The sequence below is a fragment of the Niveispirillum fermenti genome, from assembly GCF_052474395.1.
Genome location: NZ_CP156681.1, coordinates 127,814 through 143,966, shown reverse-complemented (window position 1 = coordinate 143,966; position 16,153 = coordinate 127,814). Strand labels below are relative to the sequence as shown.

General features: G+C 63.3%; 25 protein-coding genes. All 25 read left to right on the top strand.

Annotated elements, in window-relative coordinates:
* Positions 1-11: 11 nt before the first annotated feature.
* The 25 genes from rpsS (at position 12) to ABC728_RS12010 (ending at position 16,043) form a co-directional block, all read left to right on the top strand.
* Positions 12-290, top strand: a complete 279-nt coding sequence (gene rpsS, locus ABC728_RS12130; protein ID WP_054168362.1) for a 30S ribosomal protein S19 — start codon at positions 12-14, stop codon at positions 288-290.
* Between the two features lie 2 nt (positions 291-292).
* Complete coding sequence (rplV, locus tag ABC728_RS12125) at positions 293-691, top strand: 50S ribosomal protein L22 (protein ID WP_416618161.1); 399 nt, start codon at positions 293-295, stop codon at positions 689-691.
* Positions 691-1,368: a 30S ribosomal protein S3 gene (rpsC, locus tag ABC728_RS12120; RefSeq protein ID WP_416618162.1), complete on the top strand. Its 678-nt coding sequence runs from the start codon at positions 691-693 to the stop codon at positions 1,366-1,368. The genes rplV and rpsC overlap by 1 nt, the downstream gene beginning before the upstream one ends.
* A gap of 42 nt (positions 1,369-1,410) precedes the next feature.
* On the top strand, positions 1,411-1,836 hold the full coding sequence (rplP, locus tag ABC728_RS12115; protein ID WP_416618163.1) for a 50S ribosomal protein L16: 426 nt from the start codon (positions 1,411-1,413) through the stop codon (positions 1,834-1,836).
* A complete protein-coding gene (rpmC, locus tag ABC728_RS12110) occupies positions 1,833-2,042 on the top strand; it encodes a 50S ribosomal protein L29 (RefSeq protein WP_416618164.1) in 210 nt (69 codons plus the stop codon). Before rplP ends, rpmC begins: the two co-directional genes overlap by 4 nt.
* 12 nt (positions 2,043-2,054) lie before the next feature.
* The gene (rpsQ, locus tag ABC728_RS12105; protein WP_416618165.1) at positions 2,055-2,312 is read left to right on the top strand and encodes a 30S ribosomal protein S17; all 258 of its coding nucleotides are present in this window, start codon (positions 2,055-2,057) and stop codon (positions 2,310-2,312) included.
* Positions 2,313-2,330: 18 nt separating this feature from the next.
* Positions 2,331-2,699, top strand: a complete 369-nt coding sequence (gene rplN / locus ABC728_RS12100; RefSeq protein ID WP_094456275.1) for a 50S ribosomal protein L14 — start codon at positions 2,331-2,333, stop codon at positions 2,697-2,699.
* A complete protein-coding gene (gene rplX / locus ABC728_RS12095) occupies positions 2,696-3,016 on the top strand; it encodes a 50S ribosomal protein L24 (RefSeq protein ID WP_211098329.1) in 321 nt (106 codons plus the stop codon). The genes rplN and rplX overlap by 4 nt, the downstream gene beginning before the upstream one ends.
* A gap of 8 nt (positions 3,017-3,024) precedes the next feature.
* Positions 3,025-3,585 carry a 50S ribosomal protein L5 gene (rplE, locus tag ABC728_RS12090; protein ID WP_416618166.1) on the top strand — a complete coding sequence of 187 codons (561 nt, stop codon included), beginning with the start codon at positions 3,025-3,027 and terminating at the stop codon, positions 3,583-3,585.
* Entirely contained in the window at positions 3,578-3,883 is a 306-nt protein-coding gene (rpsN, locus tag ABC728_RS12085) for a 30S ribosomal protein S14 (protein WP_416618167.1), read from the top strand. Before rplE ends, rpsN begins: the two co-directional genes overlap by 8 nt.
* A 13-nt stretch (positions 3,884-3,896) precedes the next feature.
* Positions 3,897-4,295, top strand: a complete 399-nt coding sequence (rpsH, locus tag ABC728_RS12080; RefSeq protein ID WP_416618168.1) for a 30S ribosomal protein S8 — start codon at positions 3,897-3,899, stop codon at positions 4,293-4,295.
* Between the two features lie 11 nt (positions 4,296-4,306).
* Positions 4,307-4,840, top strand: coding sequence for a 50S ribosomal protein L6 (rplF, locus tag ABC728_RS12075; protein WP_416618169.1), 534 nt, complete (start codon positions 4,307-4,309; stop codon positions 4,838-4,840).
* 11 nt (positions 4,841-4,851) lie between these two features.
* Positions 4,852-5,214 carry a 50S ribosomal protein L18 gene (gene rplR, locus ABC728_RS12070; protein ID WP_416618170.1) on the top strand — a complete coding sequence of 121 codons (363 nt, stop codon included), beginning with the start codon at positions 4,852-4,854 and terminating at the stop codon, positions 5,212-5,214.
* 10 nt (positions 5,215-5,224) lie between these two features.
* On the top strand, positions 5,225-5,851 hold the full coding sequence (gene rpsE, locus ABC728_RS12065) for a 30S ribosomal protein S5 (protein ID WP_416618171.1): 627 nt from the start codon (positions 5,225-5,227) through the stop codon (positions 5,849-5,851).
* Positions 5,851-6,042, top strand: a complete 192-nt coding sequence (gene rpmD / locus ABC728_RS12060; RefSeq protein ID WP_416618172.1) for a 50S ribosomal protein L30 — start codon at positions 5,851-5,853, stop codon at positions 6,040-6,042. The genes rpsE and rpmD overlap by 1 nt, the downstream gene beginning before the upstream one ends.
* A 35-nt stretch (positions 6,043-6,077) precedes the next feature.
* Complete coding sequence (gene rplO / locus ABC728_RS12055) at positions 6,078-6,548, top strand: 50S ribosomal protein L15 (RefSeq protein WP_416618173.1); 471 nt, start codon at positions 6,078-6,080, stop codon at positions 6,546-6,548.
* Between the two features lie 404 nt (positions 6,549-6,952).
* Positions 6,953-8,296 carry a preprotein translocase subunit SecY gene (secY, locus tag ABC728_RS12050; protein ID WP_416618174.1) on the top strand — a complete coding sequence of 448 codons (1,344 nt, stop codon included), beginning with the start codon at positions 6,953-6,955 and terminating at the stop codon, positions 8,294-8,296.
* The gene (locus ABC728_RS12045) at positions 8,293-8,937 is read left to right on the top strand and encodes an adenylate kinase (RefSeq protein WP_416618175.1); all 645 of its coding nucleotides are present in this window, start codon (positions 8,293-8,295) and stop codon (positions 8,935-8,937) included. The genes secY and ABC728_RS12045 overlap by 4 nt, the downstream gene beginning before the upstream one ends.
* A 366-nt stretch (positions 8,938-9,303) precedes the next feature.
* The gene (rpsM, locus tag ABC728_RS12040; RefSeq protein ID WP_416618176.1) at positions 9,304-9,672 is read left to right on the top strand and encodes a 30S ribosomal protein S13; all 369 of its coding nucleotides are present in this window, start codon (positions 9,304-9,306) and stop codon (positions 9,670-9,672) included.
* Between the two features lie 17 nt (positions 9,673-9,689).
* Positions 9,690-10,085 carry a 30S ribosomal protein S11 gene (gene rpsK / locus ABC728_RS12035; RefSeq protein ID WP_416618177.1) on the top strand — a complete coding sequence of 132 codons (396 nt, stop codon included), beginning with the start codon at positions 9,690-9,692 and terminating at the stop codon, positions 10,083-10,085.
* A gap of 130 nt (positions 10,086-10,215) precedes the next feature.
* On the top strand, positions 10,216-11,232 hold the full coding sequence (locus tag ABC728_RS12030; RefSeq protein WP_445376549.1) for a DNA-directed RNA polymerase subunit alpha: 1,017 nt from the start codon (positions 10,216-10,218) through the stop codon (positions 11,230-11,232).
* 155 nt (positions 11,233-11,387) lie between these two features.
* Positions 11,388-11,816 carry a 50S ribosomal protein L17 gene (gene rplQ / locus ABC728_RS12025; RefSeq protein WP_102113032.1) on the top strand — a complete coding sequence of 143 codons (429 nt, stop codon included), beginning with the start codon at positions 11,388-11,390 and terminating at the stop codon, positions 11,814-11,816.
* 683 nt (positions 11,817-12,499) lie between these two features.
* Positions 12,500-14,641, top strand: coding sequence for an elongation factor G (gene fusA, locus ABC728_RS12020; protein ID WP_416618179.1), 2,142 nt, complete (start codon positions 12,500-12,502; stop codon positions 14,639-14,641).
* A gap of 111 nt (positions 14,642-14,752) precedes the next feature.
* On the top strand, positions 14,753-15,643 hold the full coding sequence (locus ABC728_RS12015; protein WP_416618180.1) for a DMT family transporter: 891 nt from the start codon (positions 14,753-14,755) through the stop codon (positions 15,641-15,643).
* Positions 15,644-15,779: 136 nt separating this feature from the next.
* Complete coding sequence (locus tag ABC728_RS12010; protein ID WP_054168339.1) at positions 15,780-16,043, top strand: DUF2312 domain-containing protein; 264 nt, start codon at positions 15,780-15,782, stop codon at positions 16,041-16,043.
* The last annotated feature ends 110 nt before the right edge of the window (positions 16,044-16,153 follow it).

The window sequence follows — 16,153 nt, the reverse complement described above, 5'->3', positions numbered from 1 at the left end:
GGAGTGCTGCCGTGACTCGTTCCGTTTGGAAGGGGCCGTTCGTAGACGGCTACCTGTTGAAGAAGGCAGACAAGGCGCGGGCGTCGGGCCGCAACGAGATCATCAAGATCTGGTCGCGTCGCTCCACCATCCTGCCGCATTTCGTTGGTCTGACCTTCGGCGTGTACAATGGCCAGAAGTTCGTGCCGGTGCTGGTGACCGAAAACATGATCGGCCACAAGTTCGGTGAATTCTCGCCGACCCGTACGTTCTACGGTCATGCGGCCGACAAGAAGGCGAAGAGGAAGTAATCATGGGAAAGCCTGCTGCAGAGCGGCGCCTCAGCGAGACTGAGGCCAAGGCGTTCGGCGGAATGATCCGCACGAGCCCGCAGAAGCTGAACCTGGTTGCGCAGCTGATCCGCGGAAAGTCCGCTGGTGAAGCTGTCGCCCTTCTGACATTTTCCAAGCGTCGTATCGCTGGCGAAGTGAAGAAGGTCCTCCAGTCCGCCATCGCGAACGCCGAGAACAACCACCAGCTGGATGTCGATCGTCTGTATGTGTCCCATGCGACGGTCGGCAAGGCTCTGGTCATGAAGCGCTTCCACGCCCGCGCCCGCGGTCGTGGCGCCCGTGTCGAGAAGCTGTTCAGCAACCTGACCGTGATTGTGCGTGAGCGCGCTGAGGACAAGGCCGAGGGGGCCGCTGAATAATGGGTCAGAAAGTCAATCCGATCGGCCTGCGCGTTGGCATCAACCGCACCTGGGACAGCCGCTGGTACGCGGGCCGCGACTACGCCAAGCTGCTCCACCAGGACCTGAAGCTGCGCGGCTACCTGCAGTCCCGTCTGCAGGCGGCCGGTGTCAGCCGAGTCATCATTGAGCGTCCGGCCAAGAAGGCCCGCGTCACCATTCATACGGCCCGTCCGGGTGTGGTGATCGGCAAGAAGGGCGCGGACATCGAGAAGCTGCGCACGGAACTGAGCCGCATGGCCGGGTCCGACGTGAACCTGAACATCGTCGAGATCCGCAAGCCGGAACTGGACGCCCGGCTGATCGCCGAGAACATCGCCAGCCAGCTGGAACGCCGCGTGGCGTTCCGCCGCGCCATGAAGCGCGCCGTGCAGTCGGCGATGCGTCTGGGCGCCCAGGGTATCCGGATCAACTGCTCCGGTCGTCTGGGTGGTGCGGAAATCGCGCGTATCGAATGGTACCGTGAAGGCCGCGTGCCGCTGCACACCCTGCGTGCCGACATCGATTATGGTGTCGCGACCGCGAAGACCACCTATGGCACCTGCGGTGTCAAGGTGTGGGTGTTCAAGGGTGAGGTGTTGGCCCATGATCCGATGGCGCAGGACAAGCGCGCCGCGGACCAGACGGCCGCCCGCTGATCATCCGGATACTGGCAAGGGATCTAGAGAAGGCTACATGCCATGCTGAGTCCGAAGCGTACCAAGTATCGCAAGGCGCATAAGGGCCGTATTCACGGCGCGTCGAAGGGCGGTACCACTCTCAATTTCGGCGCTTTCGGCTTGAAAGCTGTCGAGCCGGCGCGTATCACGGCCCGTCAGATCGAGTCCGCGCGTCGTGCCATCACCCGTCACCTGCGTCGCCAGGGGCGCGTGTGGATCCGGATTTTCCCGGATCTGCCCGTTTCCTCGAAGCCGGCGGAAGTGCGCATGGGTTCCGGTAAGGGTTCTCCGGAATTCTGGGCCGCGCGCGTTGCGCCGGGCCGTATCATGTTCGAACTCGATGGCGTGCCGGCCGAACTGGCCACGCGCGCTTTCGAACTGGCCGCTGCGAAGCTGCCGATCAAGGTGCGTATGGTCACCCGTCTGGGTGAAGGGGGTGAGGCATGACGAAGGCTACCGACCTTCGCGCCAAGAGCGTGGACGAGCTGAACGATCAGCTCCTCCAGCTCAAGAAGGAGCAGTTCAACCTGCGTTTCCAGAAGGCCTCCGGCCAGCTGGAGAACACGGCGCGGGTTCGTGTGGTGCGTCGCGATATCGCCCGCATCAAGACCATCCTGGGCCAGCAGACGTCGTCTGCTGCGTCCGCGTCCTAAGGGGGTTAAGCGATGCCCCGTCGCGTCCTGCAGGGTACCGTGGTGTCCGACAAGGGTGACAAGACCGTCACCGTCCTGGTCGAGCGCCGCGTGATGCATCCTGTCTACAAGAAGTTCATCAAGCAATCCAAGAAGTACGCCGCTCACGACGAGGCGAACGCATTCAAGATCGGCGATACCGTCCAGATCGAAGAATGCCGTCCGATCTCCAAGTCCAAGCGGTGGACCGTTATTGTGGCCCCGGCCGCAGACGGCAATCCGAACGCCTGAAGATAAGGAAGACATTCCATGATTCAGATGCAAACCAACCTGGAAGTCGCGGACAATAGCGGCGCGCGCCGGGTGCAGTGCATCAAGGTGCTGGGCGGCGCTGGTCGTCGCTTCGCCGCCATCGGCGATATCATCGTCGTGTCGGTGAAGGAGGCGATCCCGCGCGGCCGTGTGAAGAAGGGTGACGTGCAGCGCGCCGTCATCGTTCGCACCGCAAAGGAACTGCGCCGTGAGGACGGTTCCGTCATCCGCTTCGACCGCAACGCCGCCGTGCTGATCAACAAGCAGGGCGAGCCGATCGGCACCCGTATTTTCGGGCCGGTCACCCGCGAGCTGCGCGGTAAGAAGTTCATGAAGATCATTTCGCTGGCGCCGGAGGTGCTCTGATGGCTGCGAAGATCCGCAAGAATGACCGTGTCGTTGTCATCGCTGGCAAGGACAAGGGCAAGACGGGCGAAGTCATCGAAGTGCTGCCGACCGAAGGTCGCGTCAAGGTGCGCGGTGTCAACCTGGTGAAAAAGCACCAGCGTCAGACGCCGATGCAGCAGGGCGGCATTGTCGAGATCGAAGCTGCGCTGGACGTGTCCAACGTCGCGCACATCGACCCGAAGACCAACAAGCCGACCCGCGTCGGCTTCCGGACCCTGGAAGACGGCCGCAAGGTTCGTTTTGCCAAGGCGTCCGGTGAAGTGATCGATCAGTGAGGCGCGCCATGGCTGCTCGTTTTAAGGAACGCTATGACGCGACCATCCGTGCAAAGTTGAAGGCGGAGTTCAACTACGCCAACGACATGCAGGTGCCGCGTCTGGAAAAGATCGTGATCAACATGGGCGTCGGCGAAGCCGCCGGCGATGGCAAGAAGGTGAACCAGGCGGCCGCCGAGCTGGCTGCCATCACCGGCCAGAAGCCCGTGATCACCAAGGCCCGCAAGTCCATCGCGCAGTTCAAGCTGCGTGAAGGCATGCCGATCGGCTGCAAGGTGACCCTGCGCCGCGACCGCATGTACGAGTTCCTGGACCGTCTGGTCACCATCGCGCTGCCCCGCGTCCGCGACTTCCGCGGCATCAAGGGCGATGCCTTCGATGGCCGTGGGAACTACGCCATGGGTCTGAAGGAACAGATCATCTTCCCCGAAATCGATTACGACAAGATCGATGAGATTCGGGGCATGGACATCATCTTCGTCACGACGGCCCAGACCGACAAGGAAGCCAAGGCTCTCCTGAAGGGTTTCGACATGCCGTTCGCCGGGGAGGCGGGGACCAATGGCTAAGAAGAGCTCGATCGAGAAGAACAAGCGCCGCACCGAGCTGGCGGCGAAGCATCGGGAAAAGCGGGCTGCCCTGAAGGCCACCGCGAAGAACCGCGAACTGTCCGATGAGGAGCGTTTTGCGGCCGTCCTGAAGCTGGCGCAGCTGCCCCGTAACGGCAGCCGCACCCGCATCCGGAACCGTTGCGAGCTGACGGGGCGTCCGCGCGCCTTCTATCGCAAGTTCCGCTTGTGCCGTGTTGCCCTGCGTGATCTCGCCAGCAATGGCCAGATCCCGGGCATGACCAAGTCCAGCTGGTAAGGAGGGTCGGGTAATGAGCCTGAGCGATCCCCTGGGCGATATGCTGACCCGCATCCGCAATGGTCAGAAGGCCCGTATGTCGGTCGTGACGAGCCCCGCCTCGAAGCTCCGTGCCAATGTGCTGGAGGTTTTGAAGCGTGAAGGTTACATCCGCGGTTATTCCGTGGAAGAGGACCGTCCCGGTGTGCAGTCCCTGCGCATCGAACTGAAATACTTCGAAGGCGAGCCGGTCATCAAGGAAGTGCATCGCGTTTCCAAGCCGGGCCGCCGCATCTATTCGAAGATCGCCGATCTGCCGCGGGTCTTTAATGGCCTGGGCATTTCGATCCTGTCGACGCCGCGTGGCGTCATGTCTGATGCGGAAGCCCGCGCTGCCAATGTCGGCGGCGAGGTCCTCTGCAAGGTGTTCTAAGGAGCACGGCCATGTCGCGTATCGGAAAGCATCCGGTGCCGGTCCCGGCCGGGGTTACCGTCCAGGTCACCGGTCAGACCATCACCGCGAAGGGCAAGCTGGGCGAGCTCAGCCTGACCCTCATCGACGAAATCGAAGCCAAGCTGGAGGACGGTAAGATCACCGTCCTGCCGCGCGCCGAAACGGTCCGCGCCCGCCAGAACTGGGCGACGGCCCGCACCAATGTTTCCAACTTGGTGACCGGGGTGGAGAAGGGTTTCACGCGCAACCTCGAAATCACCGGCGTCGGCTACAAGGCCGCCGTCGCTGGCAGCGAGCTTGTGCTGAACCTCGGTTTCAGCCACGACATCCGTTACCCCATTCCCGCGGGTATCACGATGAAGTGCGACAAGCCGACCTCCATCTCGATCAGCGGTGCTGATAAGCAGCAGGTTGGTCAGATCGCCGCGGAGATCCGTGGTTATCGTCCGCCCGAGCCCTACAAGGGCAAGGGTGTGAAGTACGATAACGAGACGATCATCCGCAAGGAAGGCAAGAAGAAGTAAGGCGGACGTCGATGAGCAAGCAACAGGATCTCAACGCGCGCCGCAAGGCGCGGGTGCGTGCCCGGCTCCGCAAGGTTGGCGGCGGTCGCGTGCGTCTCTCCGTTTTCCGGTCGAGCCAGCATATCTATGCCCAGATCATCGACGATACGGAGGGCCATACGCTGGTCTCCGCGTCGACTCTGGAAAAGACGCTGCGCGACGGCCTGAAGACCGGTGCGGACATCGAGGCGGCAAAGGCGGTCGGCAAGTTGATTGCCGAACGCGCCGTCGAGAAGGGTGTCAGCAGCGTTTATTTCGACCGTGGTCAGTACCTGTATCACGGGCGTGTGAAGGCCTTGGCCGACGCCGCCCGTGAGGCCGGCCTGCAGTTCTAAGGGGGTAGCAATGGCTCGTAATGAGAACAGCGCGGCCGGCGGCGAGGGTGAGCGGCGGAACCGCGATCGCGGCGAACGCCGTGATCGCGGGGACAACCGCGAGCGTCGCGAAGAGCGCGAAGGCGACGATCTCGTCGAGAAGCTTGTCGGGATTAACCGCGTCGCCAAGGTGGTGAAGGGTGGCCGTCGCTTCGGCTTTGCCGCCATCGTCGTGGTCGGTGATGCGAAGGGCCGCGTCGGCGTCGGATCGGGCAAGGCCCGTGAAGTGCCGGAAGCCATTCGCAAGGCCACCGACCAGGCCAAGCGCTCCATGATCCGCGTACCCCTGCGCGAAGGTCGCACGCTGCATCATGACGTGTACGGTCACTTCGGTGCCGGCAAGGTCGTGCTGCGCGCTGCCCCTCCGGGTACCGGCATCATCGCGGGCGGCCCGATGCGCGCCATCTTCGAAGCGCTGGGCGTGGCGGACGTGGTGACCAAGTCGGTCGGCACCTCCAACCCGCACAACATGATCAAGGCGACCTTCGACGCCCTGGCGCAGTGCGTCAGCCCGCGTTCGGTTGCTGCCCGTCGTGGCCGCCGCGTCTCCGACATTCTCGGCAAGCGCGATGGCGCTGGTGAGAAGGAGGCCGCATAATGGCTGAGAAGAGCACCGTCATCGTGACCCAGACGGGCAGCCCGATCGGACGCAAGTCCGATCAGCGCGCGACCCTGATCGGTCTGGGCCTCAACAAGCTGAACCGCACCCGCGAACTGGAGGATACCCCCTCCGTCCGCGGGATGATTGCCAAGGTTCGGCACCTCGTGCGCGTCGAGGAGGCCTCGTAAGAGGCGTCCCCGATACGGCCTGAAGGATCAAAACCATGAAGCTCAACGAAATCACCGAAAACGAAGGCGCCCGCAAGGGCCGCATGCGTATCGGCCGCGGGATCGGGTCCGGCAAGGGCAAGACCGGTGGTCGTGGCGTGAAGGGCCAGAAGTCGCGCACGGGCGTGTCGATCAAGGGCTTCGAAGGCGGCCAGATGCCTCTGCATCGCCGTCTGCCGAAGCGTGGTTTCTCCAACGCTCCGTTCGCCAAGGACTATGCCGTGGTCAATGTCGGCGCCGTGCAGAAGGCCATCGATGATGGTCGCCTGAACGCCGCGGAGACCGTGAACGCCGAAGCGCTGGTGAATGCCGGTCTGGCTCGTGCCGCCCGCGATGGCGTGCGCCTGCTGAACAAGGGCGCCATCACCGCCGCTGTCACCTTCGATGTTGCCGGCGCTTCCGCCGGTGCCGTCGAGGCCGTGCAGAAGGCGGGTGGCAAGGTGAACGTCCCGGCCGTCGAGGCCTGAGCGAGCACCCTTGCGACAGTGACGTTGGTGACGAGGCCCCGGGGCGACCCGGGGCCTCGTTGCGTTTGGTTCCCACGCACTTTCCTGCATCAGCGAAGCGGGGAGCAGGGGAGTTCCTGGTGGTTTCTCCATGGAAAGGGCATGGCTCTGTCAACGTCGGCACGACCCCGACGATAGTGGCATTGACCGTGCGACGGTTTGCGGGATATTTCCCCGCGGCAGACCGGAAGGGGAAGGCCCCTGACCCGTCGAAGCGAGGGACGGCGAACCCCCGCCAACAGCACATGGCATCGTGGCGCGACCGTTTTTCATGTTGACCGCATGGCCCTATGTCCTGTTGATACGCTGTGAGAAGGACTGGCCGTGTGTTTCGGCCAGCAATGTGACTTGCCAAGAGGCCTTTTATGGCATCCGCCGCTGAACAGCTTGCCGCGAATATGAGTTTCGGCGCCTTTTCCAAGGCGACCGAGCTCAAGAAGCGGATTTGGTTCACCCTGGGGGCGCTGATCGTCTACCGTCTGGGGACCTATATTCCGCTGCCGGGTATCGATTCCGGCGCCTTCGCCAGTTTCTTCGCCGACCAGTCGGGCGGCATCCTGGGCATGTTCAACATGTTCGCCGGTGGTGCTGTCGAGCGCATGAGCATCTTCGCGCTCAACATCATGCCCTACATTTCCGCCTCGATCATCATTCAGCTCATGACCGCTGTGTCGCCGACGCTGGAGACCTTGAAGAAGGAAGGCGAATCGGGCCGGAAGAAGATCAACCAGTACACGCGCTACCTGACGGTGGCCCTGGCCGTGGTGCAGTCCTACGGGCTGGCGCTTGGCCTGGAGGGCATGAACCAGGCGGGAGGCGGTGTCGTGATCGATCCGGGCTGGTTCTTCCGCCTGTCGACCGTCATCACGATGGTTGGCGGCACGATGTTCCTGATGTGGCTGGGTGAGCAGATCACGGCGCGCGGCGTTGGCAATGGCATCTCGCTGATCATCTTTTCGGGCATCGTCGCGGCATTGCCCGGTGCGCTGGCCCAGATCCTGGAGTTGGGCCGTACCGGCGCCATGAGCACCTGGTTCATTATCGGCGTGCTGCTGCTGGCCGTCATCGTGATCACGGGGATCGTGTTCTTCGAGCGCGCGCAGCGCCGCTTGATCGTGCAGTATCCCAAGCGCCAGGTTGGCAACAAGATGTATGGCGGTGAAGCCTCGCATCTGCCGCTGAAGCTGAATACGGCCGGCGTCATTCCGCCCATTTTCGCGTCGTCGCTGTTGCTGCTGCCGCTGACGGCGGTCGGCTTCTCGTCGAGCGGTGGGCCGGAATGGCTGTCCATGATCACGCGCAACGTGGCCCACGGCACGCCGCTTTATATGATCCTGTATACGGCGCTGATTGTCTTTTTCTGTTTCTTTTATACCGCCATTGTCTTCAATCCGACCGAAACGGCGGACAATCTGAAGAAGTATGGCGGGTTCATACCGGGCATCCGGCCCGGCAAGAACACGGCCGATTATCTGGATTTCGTGCTGACCCGTTTGACGGTGGTGGGGGCCGCCTACATCACGGTGGTCTGCCTGCTGCCCGAACTGATGATGGCGGAGTATGGGGCCGCCTTCTATTTCGGCGGTACCAGCCTGCTGATCATGGTGACGGTGACCCTGGATACGGTGGCTCAGATCCACTCCCACCTTCTGGCGCATCAGTATGAAGGCCTGATCAAGAAGGCCAAGCTGCGTGGGAGACGTGGATGAACCTGATTTTGTTGGGACCGCCGGGGGCGGGCAAGGGGACGCAGTCCCAGCGTCTGGAGAAGAAGTACGGCACCGTGCAGCTTTCGACCGGTGATATGCTCCGGGCGGCCGTGCGCAGTGGCTCCGAACTGGGGCAGCGGGCCGATGCCATCATGAAGGCCGGCCAGCTTGTACCCGACGAGGTCATGATTGCCATGATCGCCGAACGGATCGAACAGCCGGATTGCGCCAAGGGCTTCATCCTTGACGGTTTCCCGCGCACCGTGCCGCAGGCCGAGGCGCTGGACAGCATGCTGGCCGAGAAGGGCCTGAAGCTGGATCATGTGATCGAGATGAAGGTGGACGGTCCGGCACTGGTCACCCGAGTGACGGGGCGCTTCACCTGTGCCAAGTGCGGCGCCGGCTATCACGACACGTTCAAGCCGACCGCCACGTCCGGCGTGTGCGACAATTGCGGTTCGACCGAGTTCACCCGCCGCGCCGATGACAATGCCGAGACCTTCGGCAAGCGTCTTGCCGCCTATGAACGCGACACGGCACCCATCCTGCCCTACTACCGCGGTCGCGGTGTGCTGAAGCAGGTGGACGGCATGGCTGACATGGATGAGGTCACCCGGCAGTTGGAAGCCATCATCGGCTGATCAGCTTCCGGAAGTCCGGACCTGGGCGAACGAGAACGGGGCGGGCCTTGGGCACCGCCCCGTTTCTTTTGTGCCGCGCATGCCAGACCCTTGCCGGGATGCTTGACAGTGCCGGCGCGCTGCCTATACTCCGCGCCTTCGATCCCGCAAGGATCGGACGCGCACGACCATACCCGTCCATCGGCTTTTCGCCGGGGGCGTCGTTGGCGTGTGTATGCATTTGGAGGCCTGGAGCCGTATCCGGGTTTCTTCGGATGAGATGTCCCGAAGCCGACCGGTCGCCCCGCCACGGGTGCCGGAACCGGCAGGCGGGATGTGGACGAAGATCGTCCGGCCGTCCGGCCGGGCATAACGAGGAGAAGACACGTGGCGCGTATCGCTGGCGTCAATATCCCCACGGCAAAGCGTGTGGTGATCGCCCTTCAGTACATTCACGGCATTGGTCCGAAGTTCGCTTCCGACATCTGCGCCAAGGTTGGCATCCCGGCCGAGCGCCGCGTCAACCAGCTTACCGACGACGAGGTCCTGCGGATCCGCGAGACCATCGACAGCGACTACAAGGTCGAAGGTGACCTGCGTCGCGAAGTCGCCATGAACATCAAGCGTCTGATGGACATGGTTTCCTACCGCGGCCTGCGTCATCGCAAGGGCCTGCCGGTTCATGGCCAGCGCACGCATACCAATGCGCGCACCCGCAAGGGCCCGGCCAAGCCGATCGCCGGTAAGAAGAAGTAAGACGGGAGTAGGACCAAATGGCCAAGCCCAATGCCGCCGCGCGTCTTCGCCGTCGCGAGCGTAAGAACATCACCTCTGGCGTCGCGCATGTGAATGCCAGCTTCAACAACACCATGATCACCATCACCGACGCCCAGGGCAACACCATTGCCTGGTCCTCGTCGGGCACGATGGGCTTCAAGGGTTCGCGCAAGTCCACGCCCTACGCGGCGCAGGTCGCTGCCGAGGATGCCGGCCGCAAGGCGCAGGAACACGGCATGAAGACCCTGGAAGTCGAAGTGAAGGGTCCGGGTTCGGGCCGTGAATCGGCTCTGCGCGCCCTGCAGTCGATCGGCTTCCAGATCACGTCCATCCGCGACGTGACGCCGATCCCGCACAACGGCGTTCGCCCGCCGAAGAAGCGTCGCGTCTGATTTCTGTTGCTCATCGTCCCGGAGCAGGCTCCGTTCGGGAAAGGCCGCCACATGCCATCGTGGCGGCCCAGAATGGAACGGAACCCCTGCGCCGGGACGTTGTTTTCCCCCGATGGCATGAGGCACAGCCGTGATCCAGAAGAACTGGCAGACTCTCGAAAAGCCGAACAAGTTGGAAATCACGCCGGGCAATGACCCGAAGCGTGACGCCGTCATCGTCGCCGGCCCGCTGGAGCGTGGCTTTGGCCTGACGCTGGGCAATTCGCTGCGTCGCGTCCTGCTGTCGTCCCTGCAGGGTGCCGCTGTCACGTCGATCCATATCGACGGCGTGCTGCATGAATTCTCGTCGATCCCGGGCGTGCGCGAGGATGTGACGGACATCGTCCTGAACATCAAGGCCATGGCGCTGAAGATGGGTGCCGAAGGCCCCCGCCGCATGCGTCTGCGCGCCGAAGGCCCGTGCAATGTCGTTGCCGGCATGATCGACACCGGCGCCGATATCGAGGTGCTGGACCCCGATCACGTGATCTGCACGCTGGACGCCGGCGCGCGGCTCAACATGGAACTGACCGTTCATTCGGGCAAGGGCTATATCCCCGCCTCCATGAACCGTCCGGAAGACGCCCCGATCGGCCTGATCCCGGTCGACAGCATCTTCTCGCCCGTCCGCAAGGTCGCCTACAAGGTGGAAAACACCCGCGTCGGCCAGACCACGGACTATGACAAGCTGCTGCTGACCGTTGAGACCAACGGTGCGGTCACGCCGGAAGACGCGGTGGCCATCGCCGCCCGCATCCTGCAGGACCAGCTGCAGATGTTCATCAATTTCGAGGAGCCGCAGGCTGCCGTGGCCGAGTTGAAGGCGGACGAGATCCCCTTCAACAAGAACCTGCTGCGCAAGGTCGACGAGCTGGAACTGTCGGTCCGTTCGGCCAACTGCCTCAAGAACGACAACATCGTCTATATCGGTGATCTGGTGCAGAAGACCGAGGCGGAGATGCTCCGTACCCCGAACTTCGGCCGCAAGTCGCTGAACGAGATCAAGGAAGTGCTGGCCCAGATGGGTCTGCATCTCGGCATGGAAATCCCGAACTGGCCGCCTGAGAATATCGAGGACCTGGCCAAGCGTCTGGAAGAGCCGTACTGAGCTTGATTTTACGGGCGGAGCCGTCTAGGTTCCGCCCGCTTTTGCGTACCGGGCATTCCGCCCACCCCCGCCGTACTGGCCCTTCCGGGTACCGGCGCTTGCGGGGATCGCCATCGGTTCCGCCCAGCGGGGCCATGCTATGAAGGAGAGTACCCATGCGTCATGGAATGTCCGGGCGTAAGTTCAGCCGCACCACCTCCCACCGTCTGGCCATGTTCTCCAACATGGCGAACGCCCTGATCAAGCACGAGCAGATCAAGACGACCCTGCCGAAGGCCAAGGACCTGCGTCCGATCGTCGAGAAGCTGATCACGCTCGGCAAGAAGGGCGGCCTGGCCAACAAGCGTCTGGCCTATGCCGAGCTGCGCGACAATGCCGTTGTGGACAAGCTGTTCACCGTCATCGCCGAGCGTTACAAGGATCGCAACGGTGGCTATACCCGCGTCCTGAAGGCCGGCTTCCGCTATGGCGACAACGCCCCGATGGCCATCATCGAGTTCGTTGACCGCGACGTGGCCGCCAAGGGCCAGGACAGCGGCCCGGTCCTGGTCAAGGATGAGGACGGCGAGGAAGCCGCCGCCTGATTTCAGGTGTACGGTTGATCGTATGAAAAACCCCGGCGGGAGCAATCCCGTCGGGGTTTTTTTTATGTACGCCGATATCTTGTGCCGATCGATCCTGCATGGAATGCTGCGGTTCAACCCGCAGATCCTTCCAGGCGAGAAGTATCAGAGTCCGCTTTAAGGCGCCCACCCGTGATCCAGTCACAAGCCGGCAGGTGCAGAATCCAGCCTTCCTGATTGCGACTGGCGCCCAACGGGGCCGCGAGCGCAGTCCGCGTCATCTCCTGTTGACCCATTGCTTTCGAAACTGGGGTCTTCACGGTCGAATGCCTCCACCCAGTCCGGTACCGGCTCGTTACCAGCAGCCATCCGGAATAACCTCACCTGGAAAATCGTGGCGGGTGACGTGGCGCGTATAGTGGGAACGGCGGATGGTGGTGCTGAAAAGTACGCGCGCCCATGCCGTCCCCATCCCCCCGCGCTTACCCGTCATGCCATATCCCCCCTTGGCATATAGGCGCATCCGCGCTAAATAGGCCGCCACCGGGGAACCGAGGCCTTTGTGCTTTCGGCACCCCGGTTTTTTTCGTGCGGGATGGGTGCTGCGGCCTCGTGGTTCCTCCCGCCTCATCCACGCACTCGACCTCACCACGCCGGGTCGTTTGATCTGTTTTGACACGACGCTGGACGACGGAGCCCTTCTTATGCCCCGCACTACCCCGCTTTCTGATATCCGGAATATCGGCATCATCGCCCACGTCGATGCCGGCAAGACGACGACGACCGAGCGCATCCTGTACTATACCGGTCGCAAGCACACGATCATCGACGTTCATGATACCAAGGATCTGAAGACGTCGACGACGACCGACTACATGGAGCAGGAACAGAAGCGCGGCATCACGATTCAGTCGGCGGCCGTGTCCTGCTTCTGGAAGGGCAAGAAGATCAACGTCATCGACACCCCGGGCCACGTGGACTTCACCATCGAGGTGAACCGTAGCTTGCGCGTGCTCGACGGCGCTGTCGTCGTGTTCGACGGTGTGGCCGGCGTGGAGCCGCAGACCGAGACCAACTGGCGCCTCGCGGACAACTACAAGGTTCCGCGCATGTGCTATGTCAACAAGCTGGATCGCTCGGGCGCGAATTTCCGCCGCACGGTGAAGATGGTTGTTGACCGCCTGGGCTCGCGCCCGGTGCCGCTGCAGATGCCGATCGGCTCGGAAGATGATTTCCACGGCATGATCGACCTCGTCGAGATGAAGGCCTATGTCTGGTTCTCCGACGAGAAGGATGCCAAGTGGGAAGAGTGGGAAGTCACGGATGATCTGGCTGACAAGCTGAAGATCACCAACGCCTACGACCGCGAGCTGCTGTCCCAGTACAAGCAGTATCGCCAGGATCTGGTGGAAGCCTGCGTCGAGCAGGACGAAGATGCCATGGAAGCCTATCTGACGGACGGCAGCGAGCCGTCGGTCGATGTGCTGAAGGCTTGCATCCGCAAGGCCACCATCGATGGTGCCTTCGTGCCGGTCCTGTGCGGCTCCTCCTACAAGAACAAGGGCGTGCCGCAGCTTCTGGACGCCGTTGTGGCTTACCTCCCGGCCCCGACCGACGTGGAAGCCATCAAGACGGTGGACCCCGATGGCAACCCGGACGGCGAGCGCGTCTGCTCCGACGACGAGCCCTTCTCGGGCCTGGCCTTCAAGGTGCTGAACGACAAGTACGGCTCGCTGACCTTCGTCCGCGTCTATTCGGGCGTCGTGACCAAGGGTTCCGCCCTGCTGAACACCACCCGTGGCAAGCGTGAGCGCATCGGCCGTATCGTGGAGATGTTCGCCAAGGACACCAACGATCTGGATGAGTGCCGCGCCGGCGACATCGTCGCCTTCGTGTCGCTGGCCGAAACCGATACCGGCGACACGCTGTGCGATCCGACCGCTCCCGTCGTGCTGGAGCGCATGCGCTTCCCCGACCCCGTGATCTCCGTCTCCATCGAGCCGAAGAACCGCGGTGACCAGGACAAGTTCGGTGCCGCCATCGGCAAGATGGTCCGTGCCGACCCCTCGCTGCGTCTGGAAACCGATCGTGAGACCGGCCAGACCCTGCTGCGCGGCATGGGCGAACTGCACCTGGAAGTCACCCTGGACCGCGTCCGCACCGAATATGGTGTGGAAGGCGTCATGGGCCGTCCGCAGGTGGCCTATCGCGAGACGATCACCCGTCCGGTCACGCATATCTATACCCACAAGAAGCAGACCGGCGGTTCGGGCCAGTTCGCTGAAGTGAAGATCGTGTTCGAGCCGCAGGAGCGGGGCCAGGGCTATGCGTTCGTCGACCAGGTGGTCGGCGGTACCGTGCCGCGTGAATACATCCCGTCGGTCGACAAGGGCCTGCAGATGCAGAAGGAAGACGGTGTCATCGCCGGCTATCCGACTGTGGACTTCAAGGCCACGCTGATCGACGGCAAGTATCACGACGTCGACTCCAACGCCCTGACCTTCGAAATCGCCGCGAAGGCCTGCTTCCGTGAGGCCATGAAGCTGGCCGGCCCGGTGCTGCTGGAGCCGATCATGAAGGTCGAGGTCGTGGTGCCGGAGGATTACCTGGGTGACGTGATCGGCGACGTGAACCGTCGTCGCGGCACGATCCTGGGTCAGCTGGAGCGCGGCAACAACATCGCCGTCGAGAGCCACGTTCCGCTGTCCGAAATGTTCGGCTATATCGGCCAGCTGCGTGGCATGACGTCGGGTCGCGGCTCCTTCACCATGGAGTTCTCGCACTACGATCCGGTGCCCCGTAACGTGGCCGACGAAATCGTCGCCAAGCAGGGCAAGAACGGCTGATCCGGCATATCCATTGCCGGCTGATTGCCTGAGGTTTACGGCCGTCCCCATCCGGGGGCGGCCGTTTTCCGTTCCAGAGCCTTCATCCATGTCCACCCGGTGCCCGTCCCGATGTCGACCCCGTCCACCCCGCGCATGACCGCCCCCCATTGGCAGCAAGCCGCGCCCGCCCTGTTCGTGCTGCTGTGGAGCACGGGCTTCATCGGCGGCAAGCTGGGGCTTCCCCATGCGGAGCCGCTGACTTTCCTGCTCTGGCGCATGGCGCTGGTGGCCGTGGCGCTGACGATCGTTTCCGCCTGGGTGAAGGCGCCCTGGCCCGGCAGCTGGCGGGCGGCCGCCCACATCGCCGTGGCCGGGCTGCTGGTTCACGGGCTTTATCTGGGCGGTGTGTTCGCGGCCCTGGACCAGGGCGTGCCGGCGGGCCCGGTGGCCGTCATCGTCGGCATGCAGCCCCTGCTGACAGCGCTGGCGGCGGGTCCCCTGTTCGGCGAAAGGCTGACCCGGCGCCAGTGGCTCGGGCTGGTGCTCGGCCTTGGCGGCGTGGTGGCCGTGGTGTGGGAGAAGCTGGCCCTGGGTATCGGAACGCCGCTGGGGCTCGCCCTGTGCGGTGTGGCCCTGATGGGCATCACAGGGGGTACGCTCTATCAGAAGCGCTATTGCGCGGAAATGGATCTGCGTACCGGCACCGCCATCCAGTACGGCGCGACAGGCGCCGTCCTGGCCATTCTGGCGCCGATGCTGGAAACCATGCATGTCCGGTGGACGGGGGCGTTCATTTTCGCCCTGCTCTGGCTTTGTCTGGTCCTGTCGGTGGGGGCCGTGTTCCTGCTGTTCGCCCTGATCCGGCAGGGGGCGGCGTCGAAAGTGGCCAGTCTGTTCTATCTGGTGCCGCCGGTCACGGCGGTGATGGCCTGGGCGCTGTTCGGTGAGCGCTTGGGGCCGCTGGCGTTGGCTGGCATGGCGTTGACGGCCGGCGGTGTGGCCCTGGTCCTGCGGCGGTGACCGGGCGGTAGAACCTCCCACGCGCGCGGTGGGGCCGGCGGCCGGCCGGCGATGGCGTCACCAACCGGCTTGCGTCCGTCGGGCCGGCTGGCTAAGGTCCCCCCACTTCCAACACTATCGCAAGGTAAGAGGCATCATGTCTGACGCCGCAACCTCCAACGATGTCGGCGGTATCGCGGCCGACCGTCTGCGCTCCTTCATCGAGCGTATCGAACGCCTGGAGGAGGAGAAAAAGGGTATCCAGGACGATATCAAGGATATCTATGCCGAGGCGAAGGGCACCGGCTTCGATACAAAGGTGATGCGCCAGATCATCCGCATCCGCCGGATGGAGAAGGAAGACCGTCAGGAGATGGACGCCCTTCTGGAACTGTACAAGGCGGCGCTGGGGATCGAGTGATCCTTCTGCCGCCCTGATCGATGAGCGCCGGGCCTTCCCGGAAATCATCGGCACCGGCGGCAACGGCTGCCACCGCGCCGGGCGGCGCATATACTTGGATCGGCCGGGTA

Coding starts and splice junctions, on each gene's coding strand:
- rpsN (WP_416618167.1), top strand. CDS start 3,578: ATGGCTAAGAAGAGCTCGATCGAGAAGAACAAGCGCCGCACCGAGCTG.
- rplN (WP_094456275.1), top strand. CDS start 2,331: ATGATTCAGATGCAAACCAACCTGGAAGTCGCGGACAATAGCGGCGCG.
- rpmC (WP_416618164.1), top strand. CDS start 1,833: ATGACGAAGGCTACCGACCTTCGCGCCAAGAGCGTGGACGAGCTGAAC.
- ABC728_RS12015 (WP_416618180.1), top strand. CDS start 14,753: ATGTCGACCCCGTCCACCCCGCGCATGACCGCCCCCCATTGGCAGCAA.
- ABC728_RS12045 (WP_416618175.1), top strand. CDS start 8,293: ATGAACCTGATTTTGTTGGGACCGCCGGGGGCGGGCAAGGGGACGCAG.
- rplF (WP_416618169.1), top strand. CDS start 4,307: ATGTCGCGTATCGGAAAGCATCCGGTGCCGGTCCCGGCCGGGGTTACC.
- secY (WP_416618174.1), top strand. CDS start 6,953: ATGGCATCCGCCGCTGAACAGCTTGCCGCGAATATGAGTTTCGGCGCC.
- rplE (WP_416618166.1), top strand. CDS start 3,025: ATGGCTGCTCGTTTTAAGGAACGCTATGACGCGACCATCCGTGCAAAG.
- rplQ (WP_102113032.1), top strand. CDS start 11,388: ATGCGTCATGGAATGTCCGGGCGTAAGTTCAGCCGCACCACCTCCCAC.
- rpsH (WP_416618168.1), top strand. CDS start 3,897: ATGAGCCTGAGCGATCCCCTGGGCGATATGCTGACCCGCATCCGCAAT.
- rpsK (WP_416618177.1), top strand. CDS start 9,690: ATGGCCAAGCCCAATGCCGCCGCGCGTCTTCGCCGTCGCGAGCGTAAG.
- rpmD (WP_416618172.1), top strand. CDS start 5,851: ATGGCTGAGAAGAGCACCGTCATCGTGACCCAGACGGGCAGCCCGATC.
- rplV (WP_416618161.1), top strand. CDS start 293: ATGGGAAAGCCTGCTGCAGAGCGGCGCCTCAGCGAGACTGAGGCCAAG.
- rpsQ (WP_416618165.1), top strand. CDS start 2,055: ATGCCCCGTCGCGTCCTGCAGGGTACCGTGGTGTCCGACAAGGGTGAC.
- rpsE (WP_416618171.1), top strand. CDS start 5,225: ATGGCTCGTAATGAGAACAGCGCGGCCGGCGGCGAGGGTGAGCGGCGG.
- fusA (WP_416618179.1), top strand. CDS start 12,500: ATGCCCCGCACTACCCCGCTTTCTGATATCCGGAATATCGGCATCATC.
- rplO (WP_416618173.1), top strand. CDS start 6,078: ATGAAGCTCAACGAAATCACCGAAAACGAAGGCGCCCGCAAGGGCCGC.
- rplR (WP_416618170.1), top strand. CDS start 4,852: ATGAGCAAGCAACAGGATCTCAACGCGCGCCGCAAGGCGCGGGTGCGT.
- ABC728_RS12010 (WP_054168339.1), top strand. CDS start 15,780: ATGTCTGACGCCGCAACCTCCAACGATGTCGGCGGTATCGCGGCCGAC.
- rpsC (WP_416618162.1), top strand. CDS start 691: ATGGGTCAGAAAGTCAATCCGATCGGCCTGCGCGTTGGCATCAACCGC.
- rplP (WP_416618163.1), top strand. CDS start 1,411: ATGCTGAGTCCGAAGCGTACCAAGTATCGCAAGGCGCATAAGGGCCGT.